Below are 17,010 nucleotides of genomic sequence, written 5' to 3' on the forward strand. Positions count from 1 at the left end.
GGAATAGAACGCATGTTGAAAAAGACCCTCGCTGCACTGGCTCTCGGTACTGCCCTGCTGACTGCCGGCCAGGCCATGGCTGCTGACTACACCATCGACAAGGAAGGCCAGCACGCCTTCATCGACTGGAAAATCAGCCACCTGGGCTTCAGCTTCATTCACGGTACTTTCAAGGACTGGAGCGGCACCTTTTCGTGGGACGCAGCCAAGCCTGCAGACAGCAAAATTGACGTTACCCTGAAAACCGCAAGCCTGTTCTCCAACCACGCCGAACGCGACAAGCACATCGCCAGCAAAGATTTCCTGGACGTGAGCAAGTACCCGGAAGCGACCTTCAAGTCGACCAAAGTGGTGCCAACCGGCGACACGACTGCTGACGTGACCGGCGACCTGACCCTGCACGGCGTGACCAAGCCGGTAACGTTCAAGGCCACGTTCAACGGTGAAGGCAAGGATCCATGGGGCGGCGAGCGCGCTGGCTTCAACGCGACCACCACCATCAACCTGCAGGACTTCGGTATCAAATCCCCAAGCAAGGACCAGACTCTGAGCCTGGACATCTCGCTGGAAGGCGTGAAAGCCAAGTAATCGCGCTTTCATACGGCAAAAAAAACGCCCCGACTCGCAAGAGCCGGGGCGTTTTTTTGTGTACGGAATAAACCTGTACCCATTCGGTCTGCAGGTTAAACCCTGTTGACGCACTCGCCGGCAAGCCGGCTCCCACAATGGCGGGGAGAATAAAGGCGCTTGCTCCTGCAGAACCCTCGCCAGACGCGCATAAAAAAATGCCCCTGATCTCTCGATCGGGGGCATTTTTTCAGGCGGTGTTAACTCAGCGGTTGCGAGTCAACAGCGCTGGCTTCTCGCCACGAGGGCGGTTCGGCAATTGATCCAGCTGCTCAGGTGTCGGGAAGCGATCGCTTTTCGACTCCTTGTGCATGATCTTCGGCTGGTTCTCGCGCGGGCCTTTAACCGCTGGCTCTTGACGGGCATCGTCACGGGCCGGACGGTTTTCGCGACGGGCCTGACCGTCACGCGGAGCACCACTGCGTGGGCCGCTGCGCTTGGCTGGCGGAGTGCCAGTGCTGGCGCCGCTGCCGGTACGCGGGCCGTTCTGGCGACCCTGAGAAGCACCACCGGTACGGGCAGGTGCAGCACCGGTGCCAGCAGCAGGTGCGCCCGGACGGCGACCACGGCTCTGGTTGTTCTTGTTCTGGTACGGGCTGACGTAATCAGCGCGGTTACCAAAGTTGTCTACGTCGTCATCACGGAACTCGTCCGGCGCGCGGTTGGCGTCCGAACGCGGAGCAGGCTGACGCTGTTCACGGGCAGGTTGCGCTTCCCGTGGCTTTTGCTCACGGGCAGGACGTTCGCCGCGAGCAGCTGCCGGTTTTTCCTTGCTCTTTTCCTTGCCCTTGTCTTTACGACCACCGCCACCGCCCGGGTTACCCGGACCGTCGCCACGTGGACCGCGAGGCGGGTTGCGCGGGTTACGCACATCCGGACGCTCACGTACTTCAGGCTTTTCGGCTTCTACTGTGCTGGAGTCAAAACCCATCAGGTCGCCATCGGCGATTTTCTGCTTGGTCATGCGCTCAATGCTTTTCAGCAGTTTTTCTTCGTCCGGAGCGACCAGCGAGATCGCTTCGCCCGAACGACCGGCACGGCCAGTACGGCCGATACGGTGAACGTAATCTTCATCGACGTTTGGCAGCTCGAAGTTGACCACGTGTGGCAGCTGATCGATATCCAGACCGCGAGCGGCGATATCGGTGGCTACCAGAATGCGTACGGCACCGGCCTTGAAATCGGCCAGGGCTTTGGTCCGCGCGTTCTGGCTCTTGTTACCGTGGATGGCCACAGCGCTGAGGCCGTGTTTGTCCAGGTATTCAGCCAGACGGTTGGCACCGTGCTTGGTACGGGTGAAGACCAGAACCTGTTCCCAGGCGCCTGCGGTAATCAAGTGCGCCAGCAAGGCACGCTTGTGGGTAGCCGGCAGACGGAAAACGCGCTGTTCGATACGCTCGACCGTGGTGTTCGGCGGCGTAACTTCGATGCGTTCCGGGTTGCGCAGCAGCTTGCCGGCCAGATCGGTGATGTCCTTGGAGAACGTCGCCGAGAACAGCAGGTTCTGACGCTTGGACGGCAGACGGGCGAGGACTTTTTTCACGTCATGGACGAAGCCCATGTCGAGCATCCGGTCGGCTTCGTCGAGCACCAGAATTTCAACGTGGGACAGGTCAACGCTGCCTTGGCCGGCCAGGTCGAGCAAACGGCCCGGGCAGGCAACCAGTACGTCGACACCGCGGGCCAGTGCTTGTACCTGAGGGTTCGTACCGACACCGCCAAAGACGCAGGCACTGACGAACTTCAAGTCGCGGGCATAGAGCTTGAAGCTCTCATGCACCTGGGCGGCGAGTTCGCGAGTAGGGGTCAGGACCAGCACGCGTGGTTGGCGTGGGCCGTGGCGCTGGGATTTGTCCGGGTGGCCATTGGGAAACAGCTTTTCCAGAATCGGAAGAGCGAAGCCGCCGGTTTTGCCAGTACCTGTCTGAGCCGCAACCATCAGGTCGCGACCTTGCAACACGGCGGGAATGGCCCGCTGTTGCACCGGAGTAGGCTCGGTATAGCCCGCAGCTTCAATGGCGCGGACTAAAGCCTCGGAGAGACCGAGGGAAGCAAAGGACATGAGTAATCCTGTTCTAGTTAGGGCTTGGCCCAAAGGGATAGTCTTGCCTGGCGTGAATGGCGTTTAAGGTGACGCAATCCCGTCCGGTCCTGCTCCAGTCCTGAAGGCTCATTCAAACTGCTCGCGCTGGCTGAAAGCTGCGCTGTAGCCGGGTTGAATGCCTTGTACAAGGACGAGCGGCCGGGCGTAAGCCTGGCGGAAAGCCCGGAGTATAACAGAGCAATCACGGCGCGCCGATTTCATGCTGCTGAACGGCTTTGCAGAGCTGTACGGCACATTCCCTGCGGGAGCGAGCACACTCGCTCCCGCAGGGTGTGTGTGTCAGCGAGGCAGCTTGAGGTTGTTCCAGATCGCCAGGCTGGGCTCGGCCTGGTTCAGGGTGTAGAAGTGCAAGCCCGGGGCGCCGCCGTCGAGCAGGCGTTCGCACATTTCGCTGATGACCTGTTCGCCAAATGCCTGAATGCTCTGGATGTCGTCGCCGTAGGCTTCCAGCTGTTTGCGAATCCAGCGCGGAATTTCAGCGCCACAGGCGTCCGAGAAGCGCGCCAGCTTGCTGTAGTTGGTGATCGGCATGATGCCCGGCACGATTGGAATCGTGACGCCAGCCGCCCGCACACGCTCGACAAAACGGAAGTAGCTGTCTGCGTTGAAGAAGTACTGGGTGATTGCGCTATCGGCGCCGGCATGGGCCTTGCGCACGAAGTTGTTGATATCGTCTTCGAAGTTGCGCGCTTGCGGGTGCATTTCCGGATAGGCAGCCACTTCGATATGGAAGTGATCAGCGGTCTCTTCACGAATGAAGCTCACCAGGTCATTGGCATGGCGCAGCTCGCCACTGGCCATGCCCATACCCGAAGGCAGGTCGCCACGCAGCGCAACAATGCGCTTGATACCCGCAGCTTTGTACTGGGTCAGCAGGCCGCGCAAGTCAGCCTTGCTGTCACCCACGCATGACAAATGCGGGGCGGCAGGTACTTTTACTTCGCTCTCCAGTTGCAGCACGGTATTGATCGTGCGGTCACGGGTGGAGCCACCGGCACCATAGGTGCAGGAGAAAAAATCCGGGTTATAGGTCGCCAGCTGGCGAGCCGTGTTCATCAGTTTTTCATGTCCAGCATCGGTCTTGGTCGGGAAGAACTCGAAGCTGTAACGACGGTCTTGAGACATGGAGGCAACCTCCAGCGGCAAGCTACAAGCTTCAAGCGCCAAGAGGGCGATGCGCCAGGCTCTTGTGCTGCAGGCTTACAATTTGCAACTGCTTATTATTGTTTACACTCAATAGCTGGCCCCAAGCCTCAAGCTACAAGCCAAAGCAATCTGCTTTGCTGGCAACTCGAGGCTTGAAGCTTGCAGCTGCTATTAGTAGCGGTAAGCGTCCGGCTTGAACGGGCCTTCGACGGTAACGCCGATGTAGTCAGCCTGTTGCTTGGTCAGCTGGGTAACTACGCCGCCAAAGCCGCGAACCATTTCCAGGGCCACTTCTTCGTCAAGTTTCTTCGGCAGCACTTCTACAGTCAGACGCTCGGCTTGCAGCTCGGCTGGCAGGTCTGCGTATTTCTGGGCGAACAGGAAGATCTGGGCCAGAACCTGGTTGGCGAACGAACCGTCCATGATGCGGCTCGGGTGACCGGTGGCGTTGCCCAGGTTCACCAGACGACCTTCGGCCAGCAGGATCAGGTAGTCGTCGTTCTGCGGGTCGAATTCGCCCAGGCCAGTACGGTGAACCTTGTGAACCTGTGGCTTCACTTCTTCCCATGCCCAGTTCTTGCGCATGAAAGCGGTGTCGATTTCATTGTCGAAGTGGCCGATGTTGCACACTACAGCGCGTTTTTTCAGCGCAGCCAGCATGTTCTTGTCGCACACGTTGACGTTACCGGTGGTGGTCACGATCAGGTCGATCTTGCCCAGCAGCGCAGCGTCGATGCTGGCGGCAGTGCCGTCGTTCTGGCCATTGATGAACGGCGAAACCACTTCGAAACCGTCCATGCAGGCTTGCATGGCGCAGATCGGGTCAACTTCCGAAACCTTGACGATCATGCCTTCCTGACGCAGGGACTGAGCCGAACCCTTGCCCACGTCGCCGTAGCCGATCACCAGCGCCTGCTTGCCGGACAGCAAGTGGTCAGTACCGCGCTTGATGGCATCGTTCAGGCTGTGACGGCAGCCGTACTTGTTGTCGTTTTTGCTTTTGGTCACCGAGTCGTTGACGTTGATCGCAGGGATCATCAGCTCGCCTTTGGCCAGCATGTCCAGCAGACGGTGTACGCCGGTGGTGGTTTCTTCCGTCACGCCGTGGATCTTTTTCAGCATGTCCGGGTATTTCTTGTGCAACAGCTCGGTCAGGTCGCCGCCGTCGTCGAGGATCATGTTGGCATCCCAAGGCGCGCCATCCTTGAGGATGGTTTGCTCAAGGCACCACTCGTACTCTTCTTCGGTCTCGCCTTTCCAGGCAAATACCGGGATACCGGCAGCAGCGATAGCGGCAGCAGCCTGATCCTGAGTCGAGAAGATGTTGCACGACGACCAGCGCACTTCGGCACCCAGGGCAACCAGGGTTTCGATCAGCACGGCAGTCTGGATGGTCATGTGGATGCAGCCCAGAATCTTCGCGCCCTTGAGCGGTTGTTCTGCTGCATAGCGGCGACGCAGCCCCATCAAAGCCGGCATTTCGGACTCGGCGATGAAGGTTTCGCGGCGGCCCCATTGGGCCAGGGACATATCAGCGACTTTATAGTCAGTAAAACCTGCAGGCGTGTTTACAGCGCTCATCAAGAGCCTCCATTCGTTTAATCGCGAATGGGCGCCGTTGTGCGTTTAGTGCCTGAACAGGGAGCCCTGAACAAACAACGCCCCATCCGAGCCTGACAGGTTGAACCTGCTGCAGCGCCCCTCGGACAGGTGGCGGGAACGGTACTGGGTAAATATGACCGTTTTGAAGCGGGGGGGATTATAGCTGTCTTTATCCGGGTAGTGGCAAGCTGCAAGCAAGAGCGAATCGGCTTCTACTTGCAGCTTGTCGCTTAAAACTTGAAGCTGGGGGCCACACTCAAACCTGGAGCCGCCATGAACTTCCACACCCGCAAGTGGGTTAAACCCGAAGACCTCAACCCCAACGGCACCCTGTTCGGTGGCAGCCTGCTGCGCTGGATCGACGAAGAAGCCGCCATTTACGCCATCGTGCAACTGGGCAACCAGCGCGTGGTGACCAAATACATCTCCGAAATCAACTTTGTCAGCGCTTCGCGCCAGGGCGACATCATCGAGCTGGGCATCACCGCCACAGAGTTCGGCCGTACCTCGATCACCCTGACCTGTGAAGTGCGCAACAAGATCACCCGTAAAAGCATCCTGACGGTCGACAAGATGGTCTTCGTCAACCTGGGTGAGGACGGCTTGCCGGCTCCCCACGGGCGCACCGAGATCAAATACGTCAAAGACCAGTTCCAGGATGACGATCAGGCCTGACCGGACATCGGGCCTTGTGGGAGCCGGCTTGCCGGCGAATGCATGATCAAGACCGCATCGCTGGCAAGCCAGCTCCCACCTGCCATGCAGCAATCCTGAGTGAACAGCTTGCAATCCAACGTGTCGTAGCTTTACACACGCTTACGGTGACGAGCCCGATGGACACTCAAAAAAGCGGTAAAACCCCCAACCTGTCGGCTGAAGAAGAGCACGACGTCACCAAAAACCAGCCGCCACGGGCAGCCGTGCTGCATGAAATCATTCGCCTGCAGGGCGACATGGAACTGGAGCGCAGCATTGCAGCCCTGTTCTGGTCGGCACTGGCTGCCGGACTGACCATGGGCCTGTCGCTGATGGCCATGGGCTTGCTCAACTCGCGCCTGCCGGACGGCGAAGCGTTCAAGGTCATTGCCAGCTTCGGTTACTGCGCAGGTTTTCTGGCCGTCATCCTCTCCCGCCAGCAACTCTTCACCGAAAACACCCTGACCGCCGTATTGCCGATCATGAGCAAACCCACGCTCAATAATTTCGCACGCCTGTTCCGGCTGTGGGCGGTGGTGCTGGTGGGTAACCTGCTGGGCACGCTGCTGGTTGCCTACACGATGCTGCACTTGCCGATTTTCGACAGTCAGACCGATAAGGCCTTTCTCGAAATCGGGCGCAAGGTCATGGAAAACGACTCCAGCCAGATGTTCGCCAAAGGCATTATCTCGGGCTGGATGATTGCCACCATGGTGTGGATGATCCCGTCGATGGAGAGCGCCAAGATGTGGATCATCATCCTCATCACCTATCTGATGGCCCTGGGTGACTTCACCCACATCGTGGTCGGTACGGCCGAGGTCTCATACCTGGTGTTTGCCGGCGAGTTGCCGTGGAAAGATTTCTGGCTGATCTTTGCCGGCCCGACCCTGGCCGGCAACATCATCGGCGGAAGTTTTATTTTCGCCCTGATCAGCCACGCCCAAATCCGCAGCGACACCCAAAAACCGCAAAAAACCTGAGCCAAATCCTGTAGGAGCGAGCTTGCTCGCGAGCTTTTTCAAAGCAGCAAAGCTCGCTCCTACAGATATCAGGGCTAGATCACGTAGTGCGCGATCGCCACAAAGTGCAGCAGGCTGCCGGCAATCACAAACAGATGCCAAATGCCGTGGGCATGGCGCAGGCGGTGATCGAGGGCAAAAAATATGATGCCCACGGTGTACATCACACCACCCGTGGCCAGCCAGACAAAGCCGGCGGTACCCAGCGCCGCCAGCAATGGTTTGACCGCCACCAGCACAATCCAGCCCATTACCGCGTAAATCACGATGGACAGAATGCGCGCCTCGGAGCGCGGCTTGATCTCTTGCAGCATGCCGATCACCGCCATGCCCCAGACTATGCCGAACAGCGACCAGCCCCACGGCCCATGTAGCGTGACCAGACAGAACGGGGTGTAACTGCCGGCGATCAACAGGTAAATCGACAGGTGATCGAACTTCTGCATGATCACTTTCGAGCGCCCGCGCACGCTGTGGTAAACAGTCGAAACGCTGTACAACAACACCAGCGTCACGCCATAGATCGCCACACTGACAATCTTTTGCGGGCTGCCGTCCAGAGATGCCATCACCAGCAACCAGATACTGCCTGCCGTCGCCAGCAACGCCCCCACCAGATGAGTCCAGGCGTTGAGTTTTTCACCGTGATACATGTGCAACTCCCTCAAGATCCGATAGTGCGACCGTGTCACCTTGTTACGAGATAAGGGTCAAGGCTGCGACCTTAAAGGGCAATGCGGCGATCGTCGAGAAGTGCAAGGCTGCTCCTGCTGAAACTTTGCTGGCGCAGTTAAACCTCTTCCCCCATCACCAATCTCTCCAGCGCCAGCAGATCCGGAATCCTGGCCACGTGATCTCCCACTTGCACCGCCGCACGCTCCAGCGGGCACAGCGGCACGTCGACAAAGCTCAATTGGCTATCGACCTTGTATGAGCGGGGGATGCCCTGCACCACCATGGCGATGAACTTGAGCTGCGGATTGCCCCCCAACGTATTGAGAATGACGATGCGTGCCCGCTCGCCAATCACCAGCGGGCTGCCGCACGCGGCTTCGAAACTGATCAGCGGCAACTCACGGTCGCGCCAGGTGATCTGCCGCAGATGCCAGGGCGGCGAGTCGCTGCTGGGTTCGCCGCGCTGCCAGTCGATCAGCTCCGCTATGGCAACGTTGGGCAATAGCAGGTAACGGTCCGCCAGCGGCAGCAGCAGCCCGGTCAGGCTGCCCACACGGTGATCAAGCATTGAACTTGCTCCAGTAGGCGATGCGATCCAGCAACACCGACTCTTGATACGGTTTGCCCAGGTAATCGTTGACGCCGATGGCCATGGCCCGGTTCTGGTGCTTTTGCCCGGTACGCGAGGTGATCATGATGATCGGCAGGTCTTTAAGACGAGGGTTGTTGCGCACGCGGGTGGCGACTTCAAAGCCATCCATGCGCGGCATTTCAATGTCCAGCAGCATCAGGTCCGGGGTGTGTTCTTCGAGCACGCTCATGGCATCAACCCCGTCCTTGGCGGTGATCACGTTCATGCCGTTGCGCTCCAGCAGACGGCTGGTGACTTTACGCACGGTGACCGAATCATCGACCACCAGCACCAGCGCCGGGCGCAACGCCGGGGAGAACTCCAGGGCACCGACCGCCCGCTGTTGCGCCTGCAACAAAGGCAGGCGCGCCTGGTGGGCGCGAATGTAGGCCAGCAGATCAAGGATCAATACCACTCGCCCGTCACCCAGAATGGTGGCACCGGACAAGCCCTGAACCCCGGTGAATTGCGGCCCCAGACTTTTGACCACGATTTCCCGCGACCCTGCCAGCGCATCGACTTGCAGCGCTACCCGCTGGTCCTGGCAATGCACCAGCAACACCGGTACCGAATGGTTTTCGCCCGCCAGCCTGGGCTTGCCCACGGTTTGCAGCAGTTCACCCAGATAACGCAATTCGTAGGTTTGGCCGCCGTAGTGATACAGCGGCGGGTTGAGCTGGTAGTAGCCCTCCAGCTCATTGGGCATGACCCGCACAATGCCCTCGACAGTATTGAGGGCGATGGCGTACTGCTCGTCGGCACACTGCACCATCAGCGCCCGATTGAGCGAGACACTGAACGGCAGGCGGATTTGAAAGTGCACGCCCTGGCCGGCCACCGAGTCGATGGTCATGCTACCGCCCAGCTGGCGCACTTCTTCGTGCACCACGTCCATGCCCACGCCACGCCCGGAAATCTGGGTGATTTTTTCCGCCGTGGAAAAGCCCGGCTGCATGATGAACTGCAACACATCGCGATCCGAGATGCTGGAAGCCGGGTCGAGCAGCCCGCGCAGGATGGCCTTGCGCCGCACCGCTTCAAGGGGCACTCCGGCGCCATCATCATGCATGTCGAACACCACATCGCCGCCTTCATGGGACAGCTCAAGGGTAATCAGCCCCTGCTCGGGTTTACCGCTGGCCCGGCGCACGTGCGCCGGCTCCAGGCCGTGGTCGACGGCATTGCGCAGCATGTGTTCGAGGGGGGCCACCATCCGCTCCAGCACATTGCGGTCGATCTCGGCTTCGCCATTGATGACACTGAAGTCCACCTGCTTGCCCAGCTCGCTGGCCACTTGCCGGACAATCCGTTTAAGGCGCGGCAACACCCGCTCGAACGGCACCATGCGCGTGCCCATCAGGCCTTCCTGCAACTGAGTGTTCACCCGCGCCTGCTTTTGCAGCAGGCCCTGGGCATCCCGATTGCGCGCGGCCAGGGTGGCCTTGAGGTCGAGCAAGTCAGATGCCGACTCGAACAGTGCCCGGGACAATTGCTGCAGCAGCGAATGGCGATCCATTTCCAGCGGATCAAACTCATCGTAGGCCACCCCGTCACCCTCGGTGTGCTGACGATTATGCTGGCGCCCCTGGGTTTCGCTGTCGAGCCGGCGCAACTGATCGTGCATCCGCTCCAGGGTGGTCTGCATTTCGTTGAGGGCGACCTGGGCATCGTTGACTTGCTGCTCCACACGCCCGCGGATGATCGAACTTTCCCCCGCCAGGTTGAGCAAGTCCTCCAGCAGTTCGGCCGGCACCTTGACCGTGTCCAGCCCGGTACGCTCGCCTTCCGGCACCACCGCGCCAGCCGGCTCCGGTTTGCTCGGCACAGCACTCGGGCCAGGTTGCCGGGTGCTGCGCTCGATCTGCCGGATGCGCTCGATCAGCACCTGTGGCGAGGGCAACGGCTGACCACTGCGCAAGGCATCAAGCATTTGCGCCAGCTGGTCATGACAGCGCTGCAATAACATGAACAGGTCCGCACCGGGCGCCAGAAAACCCACGGAAATATCTTCGAACAGGGTTTCCAGCTCGTGGGCAAAGTCGCCGATGGCCGCAACTTCAACCATGCGCGCGCCCCCTTTAAGGGTGTGCAAGTCCCGCAGCAGGTTTTCGACTTCCATATGGTTCTGCGGGTCGGCTTGCCAACGCACCAAGGCCGCACCCGAGCTTTCGAGAATGTCGAAAGCTTCATCCAGAAAGATGTCCTGCAACTCAGGGTCGCCATTGCCTTGGGCCGCGTCGGACTGAATGCTGCTCGCCGGCCCCTGGCTGGCACCCAGCTGCGCCGTGGCGGCGCCCAACTCGGTAATCTCCAGGGTTTTGGTGCCCTCCCGACGGATCAGGCCCGTGGCTTCAGGTGCCAGACCTTCATGCAACAGGTCGTGCAGGGTCTGGATCAGCACCGGCTGCGGGGTGATTTCTTGCCCCGCCGCCAGCTGGTCGAGCATGTTGATCAGTGCTTCATGGGCGTTATTGGCCTCGGTGAAAAAACGCTCACTGACCGCCAGGCTGCTTTCTTCAACGGCGCCATACAGATCAAGCAAGGCTTCGCACAGCGCGTCGAAAGGCTGCAAGTCCAGCAGATGCGCGGACTCGGCCAGGCCGGTCAGATGCTCGAGCAACCCATCCAGCCCCTGACGCTCGTGCGGGTTCTCGCGCCAGTGCAATAGCAGGTCTTCGGCGTCAAACAGGCTGTCCATGCTTTCGGCCAGAAACTCGGCGATGCGCTGAGGATCGCGCTTGGGCTCCAGACCGCCCCCGGGAGCATTGATCAATTCATCCACACGACTGGCGATCAATTGCTCGATACGCTTGATCAGGGGCCGGGCACCATGGATTTCAGCCTGCGGGTCGACATCCAGTTGCTTGAGGCCGCGATGCAGCAAGCTGTCAGCCTCCAGCAGCAGTTCGATTTCATCCCGGTCCAGGCTGATTTGGTGCCCCTTGTACTCGCGAACCAGATGATCCAGGGCCGTGGCCAGCTCCGCCATCGGCAACATACCGGCCATGTGGGCGCTGCCCTTGAGGGTATGCATGGCGCGTTGCAGGTCGTCGCTGGCAGGCAACGGTAATTGCTGGCTGGCCTGATCGAGAAAATGGTCAAGGCTGCCGAGGTGGGTTTGTGCTTCCTGTCGAAAGATATCCAGCAGTTGCGGATCAGTACCGCTGCTGTCCTGCTCGATCAGCAACGGCAACGGCTTACTTTTTGACAGGCTGTGGGCCCGTGCGGCCAATCGGTCGACATCTTCGCGCTGACGCTGGCTAAGCTCGGCAAACTCTTGCACCAGCTCCGGGATAATCACCAGTACCTCTTCCAGCAACTGATAGATCTGCGGCCCTGGCGCCACGCTGCGCTCAATCACCCGGTTGAGCAGATTCTCGACAGCCCAGGCCAGCTCACCCAGCACCAGCGCCCGGACCATGCGCCCGCTGCCTTTAAGCGTGTGAAAGGCCCGCCGCAGCTCGGCCAGTGCAGCACTGTCGGCCGGATTGGCTATCCACTGGGGCAAATAGTCATGCAGGGCGACCAGAACCTCGTCGGTCTCTTCAAGAAAGACTTCCAGCAGTTCTTCATCGACTGCTGCCTCGTCTACCGGGGGCGGTAGCAAGCTGCCGGGAATATGTTGTGCCGGCGGGTTGAGCGCTGACACCGGGCTGGCCAGAACATCGGCCAGGCTCTGCGCCAACAGGGGCCCTTCCAGGGTCTGAGAGAGCTGCATGGCCAGCACTTCGGCCGGGCTGAGGCGGTCATTGAGCACTGGCACCTGGCGCTCTGCCGGGGCATAACCCAGTTCATTGAGGCTGTGCTCGGCCCGATCCAGCACCTGTTCGCCGCTGGCCCCGGGGTCCTGGGAGAGGCGCTCCAGGTAATATTCGATGCTGATCAGCACATTCGCCAGTTGTTCAAGCTGCTGCGCAGACGGCGGTCTGGCTGGCAGCAGTAGCTGTTCGCCCAAGTATTGGTTGCAGGCCTCGAGCAGGCTGGCGGCACGGGTCAGCGGGATCATCGCCAGGGCGCCACGGATTTGCGTCAGCAGTTCGGGCAGTGGTTGCAGATGCTGGCGATCAAAATCTGCCGCCAGGTAGTCGCTGATCAGGTCTTTGACTTCTTCGAGGCCGATGCGCGCCTCTTTGATCACCAGTTGATGGATCTGCATCAGATCGGTGGTGGGCAGACGGCTCTCTTCGCGCTGCGACGGTTCAGCATTGCCGACCATGCCGGCCAACGTGGCCTCGACATAGAGCAAGGCCGCAGCGACATCCATTAACACCGCATCGGTGGGCTCACGCTGCCCCTGGGCCAGGCTCTGGACCACGGCCAACTGGTCGATGATGACTTTACGCGGCTGACCAAAACCCAGCACGGCCAGGGTATCGGCGATCTGCCGCAAAGGCGCCATCAGGCTGCTCAGCTCCGACACGTGGGAGCGGTCGCTGCGCACAAACAGGTCCAGACGCTCCTTGACCCGCACCAGCTCTTCGCACAATGCCGCCACCACTGAGCGCATGGCATCGCGATCGGGCCCTGCCAGCCGCGCACGCTCTTCATCCACCATGGCCGCGTCGGGCATGGCTTCGTCCAGCTCATAGCGGGTTTTCAGCGCGAGCATTTTGGTGGTCGGCTGTTCGGCTTTGGCGATGTAAAACAGCAAACTGGTCAGCAGTTCTTCGGGCGCAGGCTGATTGATGCCGTCTATGCCTTGTTCCAGCAGGCGCTTGAGTTCTTTGTCCGATTCACTGAACAGGCTGCGCAACGCCGGGCTGTTGGCCACCCGCCCGCGGAGCATGCCATCCACCAGCGCCGCGGAGATTTTCCACAGTGCATTGAGCGGCGCGCCGTGGCACATGCTTTCGAGGCGGGCGAACACCCCCGCCATCAGCTCCAGACTGGCCTGCACCTCTTCTTCACGCTGCAAACCCTGCAGCGCGGATTGCAAGGTGTGGCGCAGGGCCCGCAGCTGATGCGGCCATTGTGGCGGCAGCAAGCGGGCCAATGCGGCCTGGTCCAGCTCGGGCAAGTGCTGCAAGGGCGGGCTGAACAGGCTGGTTTCCGAGAGCAGTGCTTCACCTCGGGCGGTGCGCAAATCATTGAGCAGCGGCAGCACCACCAGCGGCCAGTCACGCCGGGCACTGTGCACACGGTCCAGATACAAGGGCAACTGCCTGAACGCTTGCTGCAACAGGCGCAAGGCTTCGTCGAGCTGGCTGACACGGCCCTGCTGCAGGGCAATCACCAGTTTCTCCATCTCTTCGGCCAGCAAGGCGGCGCCGTAGAACTCCACCATCAACAGGCTGCCATGCACCTGATGAATACAGTCCAGGCACTGTTCCAGCATCTGGGCAGTGGGCGGCTGCCCGTCCTCTCCCAGCGCCACACGTGCCTGTTTCAAGGTGTCGGCAATATCGCCTTTGACCCATTCGAGGGCTACGTAGTCGTGCCGGTCAACCATTACTGTGGCTCACGTGGTTTTTGCGTGGCGGGCAAGGTGAACCCGGACACTGAACGCCGCAACTGGCTGGCCATTTTGGCCAGGTTGCCAATGCTGTCGGCGGTGGCAGTGGAACCGGATGAGGTCTGGTTGGTGATTTGCTGAATCACGTTCATCGTCAGGGAAATCTGCGCCGCCGAGGTGGTCTGCTGTTGCGCGGCGTTGGAAATGCTTTGAATCAGATCGGCAAGGTTTTGCGATACACCTTCGATTTCTTCCAGGGCCACACCGGCATCGTGTGCCAGGCGAGCACCGCGCACCACTTCGGTGGTGGTCTGCTCCATGGAGATAACCGCTTCATTGGTGTCGGCCTGAATGGCCCGGACCAGGGTTTCGATTTGCCGCGTGGCCGCCGAAGAGCGCTCTGCCAGGCGCTGGACTTCGTCAGCCACCACGGCAAACCCGCGTCCGGCATCACCGGCCATCGAAGCCTGGATGGCCGCGTTCAGGGCCAGGATATTGGTCTGATCGGCAATGTCATCAATCAGACTGACAATGTCGCCGATCTCCTGGGAAGACTCGCCCAAGCGTTTAATCCGCTTGGCGGTGTCCTGAATTTGCTCACGAATGTTGTCCATGCCGTGAATGGTGTTGTGCACCACTTCATTGCCTTTGTTGGCAATGGCGACAGAGCGCTCCGCCACCGCCGAGGACTCTGAGGCGTTGGCCGAAACCTGATCGATGGAGTGGGCCATTTGCTGGATCGCCCCCGATGCCTCTGCAATCTGCTGCGCCTGATGTTCCGAGGCTTCAGCCAGTTGCATGGCAGTGGCCTGGGTTTCCTGCACCGCCGCCGCCACCTGACCCGCAGTCAGGTTGATGGTCGCCACCAGTCCGCGCAATTGGTCGATGGAATAGTTGATGGAGTCGGCAATGGCGCCCGTAAAGTCTTCCGTGACCGAGGCCGTCACGGTCAGGTCGCCGTCGGCCAGGTCTTCGATTTCATCAAGCAGGCGCATGATCGCGTTTTGATTGCGCTCGTTCTTTTCAGCGGTTTCCCGCAGCTGGCGATTGGTTTCGCGCACCATCACCATCCCGATCAGGATGATCGACGCCAGCGCCAGCAGGCCCAATACATAGCCGCCGATGATGTCCAGCGAGCGTCCGCTGGCCAGGTTTTCAAAGCCGTTGGCCAGGTTCGACGCCTCGTCGAGCAAGGTCTGCGACAAGCTGAAGATATTGTTCGCCGCTTCGCGCACGTGGAACAGCTGGGGGGAGGTTTCGAGAATCTCGTCCACCGAACCGGATACAAACTGGAACAGCTCCGAGATTTCCAGCAAGCGGGTACGTGCGTCCTTGTCTTCGACCTGAGTAATTCTCAGCCCCTCACTCCCTTCCAGCATGCCGTTGAGCACTTGCCCGAAACGGTTGGCATCGCGGCCAAAGGCACCTGCGGCCTGCGCTGCATTCTCATCCCCGGCCAGCACGGTGTTGACCGCGCCCAAAATGCGCTCGGCCAACAAGGATTGACGCTGGGCCAGCACCACCTGGCTGGCAGGAGCGCCACGCTGCAAGAGGATTTCCACAACCTTTTCGTACTCGACCTGCAACTGCGGCACGGTTTCCGCCAGGGTGGCGGCGACCTGATGCAGCGACAGGACGGTTTGCTCACTGGCCAGAATGGCGTTGGTGTTATCCAGCAATTGCTCCCAGTCGCGCTGCACCGCCTGCATTTCCTTGTGCACGGCATGGGGCGCCGGGGGCAGGCCAGTGGCCGGGTCGCCTTTTTTCAGGAAGCCCCAGCGCTGGCTGAAATCATTGCGCGCATCGCTGAGCAAGCGAAACGCCGCCGCCTTGCCGGCAGCCGCTTCAGTGGCGTTCTTGGCGATACGCTGCGAAAGCACCCGCAACTCACCCGCATGGCTGATGTACTGCTTGTCGTAGTTGGACTGGGTATTGAGGTAAGCAAAGTTGGCGAACAACAGCATGATGAACACGATCAGGGCGATAAAAAGCACGATGATCTGGGAGCGACTGCGCGACCCTTCCATTGGTTTAGCGGTATTGGCTGTGGTCATCGATCAGGTCCCGGGGTCCCGTGTCATTGCTGAAGGTACAAAGTGGCGGCGGCTCACACCGCCACCGCCCAGAACTGCGGTGCCTGGGCCAGGGCAAAGGGGCTGAAGACCCACCATACCGGGCTGCCGGCAAAATGCCCCTGCACGTAGGGCGCAAACATGGGGTGGGGCAATGCCTGCACGTCGGTATCGAGGTCGGCCTGGGCGAAGTGCTGCATGCCCAGCACCTCATCTACCTGCAGTCCGACAAATATCTCCTGGTATTCCAGCACCAGCACCCGGCGCTGCTTGCGCAGAGGTGACAGTTCCACGCCGAAGAAACCGCACAGATCGAGGATGGGCAGCAGCTGCCCGCGCAAATTGGCCACGCCCTTGACCCAGGGTTTTACTCCCGGCAGCAAGGTAAAGCGCGGTTCATGGAGGATTTCGGCGATTTCCCCCATCGGCGCCACGAAACAATGCTCGCCGATCCGGAAACCGATACCGCTCCAGTTGTCGGCCTGGACTTGTGCAGGTGCCAGACCCGCCGCCAGCGAGCGACAGCGCTGATCTATCTCCAGCAGCAACTCGAAGGCGGTCAGAGAGTCCGGCACAGGGCCTCCGTCATTTTGGAGGGTTATCTTTGAGTACTTGTTTGAGCTTCAAAATCAGCTTTTCTTCTTCGACCGGCTTGGTCAGATAGCCCTTGGCACCCTGGCGGGTAGCCCAGACCATGTCGGTTTCCTGGTCTTTGGTGGTGACGACAATCACCGGGATATGGCTGGTTTCGGAGTCTTTGGTCAGCTGTCGGGTCGCCTGAAACCCGTTGAGGCCCGGCATCACGATATCCATCAAGACCGCATCGGGTTTTTCCAGACGCGCCAGGGCGACGCCGTCCGCGCCGTTTTCAGCCCTGAGCACGACGTAACCGTGCTTTTCCAGCATGCCGGTCAATTTGTACATTTCAGTCGGCGAGTCATCGACGATCAGAATGCGAGCCATGGTGTTCCCCATAAAAAAGG

General features: G+C 60.1%; 12 protein-coding genes and 1 riboswitch. Of the genes, 3 read left to right on the forward strand and 9 right to left on the reverse strand.

The features are described from left to right. The first annotated feature begins 12 nt into the window (after positions 1-12). Positions 13-588, forward strand: coding sequence for a YceI family protein (locus tag WG29040_RS16170; protein WP_004419644.1), 576 nt, complete (start codon positions 13-15; stop codon positions 586-588). 244 nt (positions 589-832) lie between these two features. Here WG29040_RS16170 and WG29040_RS16175 read toward each other — a convergent pair whose 3' ends face one another. From WG29040_RS16175 to ahcY, 3 genes are all read right to left on the reverse strand, one after another. Next, positions 833-2,689, reverse strand: a complete 1,857-nt coding sequence (locus WG29040_RS16175) for a DEAD/DEAH box helicase (RefSeq protein ID WP_004419646.1) — start codon at positions 2,687-2,689, stop codon at positions 833-835. A gap of 321 nt (positions 2,690-3,010) precedes the next feature. Further along, positions 3,011-3,856, reverse strand: coding sequence for a methylenetetrahydrofolate reductase [NAD(P)H] (gene metF, locus WG29040_RS16180; RefSeq protein ID WP_004419648.1), 846 nt, complete (start codon positions 3,854-3,856; stop codon positions 3,011-3,013). Positions 3,857-4,048: 192 nt separating this feature from the next. Further along, a complete protein-coding gene (ahcY, locus tag WG29040_RS16185; protein WP_004419650.1) occupies positions 4,049-5,458 on the reverse strand; it encodes an adenosylhomocysteinase in 1,410 nt (469 codons plus the stop codon). 22 nt (positions 5,459-5,480) lie between these two features. Then, positions 5,481-5,587: riboswitch (S-adenosyl-L-homocysteine riboswitch) on the reverse strand. A 165-nt stretch (positions 5,588-5,752) separates the two neighbouring features. Here ahcY and WG29040_RS16190 point away from each other — a divergent pair. Then, the gene (locus WG29040_RS16190; protein ID WP_004419651.1) at positions 5,753-6,154 is read left to right on the forward strand and encodes an acyl-CoA thioesterase; all 402 of its coding nucleotides are present in this window, start codon (positions 5,753-5,755) and stop codon (positions 6,152-6,154) included. Between the two features lie 158 nt (positions 6,155-6,312). Further along, positions 6,313-7,158 carry a formate/nitrite transporter family protein gene (locus WG29040_RS16195; RefSeq protein ID WP_127196529.1) on the forward strand — a complete coding sequence of 282 codons (846 nt, stop codon included), beginning with the start codon at positions 6,313-6,315 and terminating at the stop codon, positions 7,156-7,158. Between the two features lie 74 nt (positions 7,159-7,232). Here the strand turns inward: WG29040_RS16195 and WG29040_RS16200 are convergent, their stop codons facing one another. From WG29040_RS16200 to pilH, 6 genes are all read right to left on the reverse strand, one after another. Continuing rightward, positions 7,233-7,850 carry a hemolysin III family protein gene (locus WG29040_RS16200; RefSeq protein ID WP_010656705.1) on the reverse strand — a complete coding sequence of 206 codons (618 nt, stop codon included), beginning with the start codon at positions 7,848-7,850 and terminating at the stop codon, positions 7,233-7,235. A 137-nt stretch (positions 7,851-7,987) separates the two neighbouring features. Beyond that, the gene (locus tag WG29040_RS16205; RefSeq protein ID WP_004419655.1) at positions 7,988-8,440 is read right to left on the reverse strand and encodes a chemotaxis protein CheW; all 453 of its coding nucleotides are present in this window, start codon (positions 8,438-8,440) and stop codon (positions 7,988-7,990) included. Further along, a complete protein-coding gene (locus tag WG29040_RS16210; protein WP_127196530.1) occupies positions 8,433-13,952 on the reverse strand; it encodes an Hpt domain-containing protein in 5,520 nt (1,839 codons plus the stop codon). Before WG29040_RS16210 ends, WG29040_RS16205 begins: the two co-directional genes overlap by 8 nt. Then, complete coding sequence (locus WG29040_RS16215; RefSeq protein WP_004419659.1) at positions 13,952-16,009, reverse strand: methyl-accepting chemotaxis protein; 2,058 nt, start codon at positions 16,007-16,009, stop codon at positions 13,952-13,954. The genes WG29040_RS16210 and WG29040_RS16215 overlap by 1 nt, the downstream gene beginning before the upstream one ends. 53 nt (positions 16,010-16,062) lie before the next feature. Beyond that, the gene (locus tag WG29040_RS16220; protein ID WP_004419661.1) at positions 16,063-16,602 is read right to left on the reverse strand and encodes a chemotaxis protein CheW; all 540 of its coding nucleotides are present in this window, start codon (positions 16,600-16,602) and stop codon (positions 16,063-16,065) included. A 10-nt stretch (positions 16,603-16,612) separates the two neighbouring features. Beyond that, positions 16,613-16,990: a twitching motility response regulator PilH gene (gene pilH, locus WG29040_RS16225; protein ID WP_127196531.1), complete on the reverse strand. Its 378-nt coding sequence runs from the start codon at positions 16,988-16,990 to the stop codon at positions 16,613-16,615. Between the last annotated feature and the right edge of the window lie 20 nt (positions 16,991-17,010).

Origin of the sequence: Pseudomonas sp. PAMC 29040 (assembly GCF_003994535.1) — a bacterium.
Taxonomy (GTDB): domain Bacteria; phylum Pseudomonadota; class Gammaproteobacteria; order Pseudomonadales; family Pseudomonadaceae; genus Aquipseudomonas; species Aquipseudomonas paraversuta.

Bases quoted from the DNA above. Each gene is read 5' to 3' on its own strand.
- WG29040_RS16170 (WP_004419644.1), top strand. From the start codon at position 13: ATGTTGAAAAAGACCCTCGCTGCACTGGCTCTCGGTACTGCCCTGCTG.
- WG29040_RS16175 (WP_004419646.1), bottom strand. From the start codon at position 2,689: ATGTCCTTTGCTTCCCTCGGTCTCTCCGAGGCTTTAGTCCGCGCCATT.
- metF (WP_004419648.1), bottom strand. From the start codon at position 3,856: ATGTCTCAAGACCGTCGTTACAGCTTCGAGTTCTTCCCGACCAAGACC.
- ahcY (WP_004419650.1), bottom strand. From the start codon at position 5,458: ATGAGCGCTGTAAACACGCCTGCAGGTTTTACTGACTATAAAGTCGCT.
- WG29040_RS16190 (WP_004419651.1), top strand. From the start codon at position 5,753: ATGAACTTCCACACCCGCAAGTGGGTTAAACCCGAAGACCTCAACCCC.
- WG29040_RS16195 (WP_127196529.1), top strand. From the start codon at position 6,313: ATGGACACTCAAAAAAGCGGTAAAACCCCCAACCTGTCGGCTGAAGAA.
- WG29040_RS16200 (WP_010656705.1), bottom strand. From the start codon at position 7,850: ATGTATCACGGTGAAAAACTCAACGCCTGGACTCATCTGGTGGGGGCG.
- WG29040_RS16205 (WP_004419655.1), bottom strand. From the start codon at position 8,440: ATGCTTGATCACCGTGTGGGCAGCCTGACCGGGCTGCTGCTGCCGCTG.
- WG29040_RS16210 (WP_127196530.1), bottom strand. From the start codon at position 13,952: ATGGTTGACCGGCACGACTACGTAGCCCTCGAATGGGTCAAAGGCGAT.
- WG29040_RS16215 (WP_004419659.1), bottom strand. From the start codon at position 16,009: ATGACCACAGCCAATACCGCTAAACCAATGGAAGGGTCGCGCAGTCGC.
- pilH (WP_127196531.1), bottom strand. From the start codon at position 16,990: ATGGCTCGCATTCTGATCGTCGATGACTCGCCGACTGAAATGTACAAA.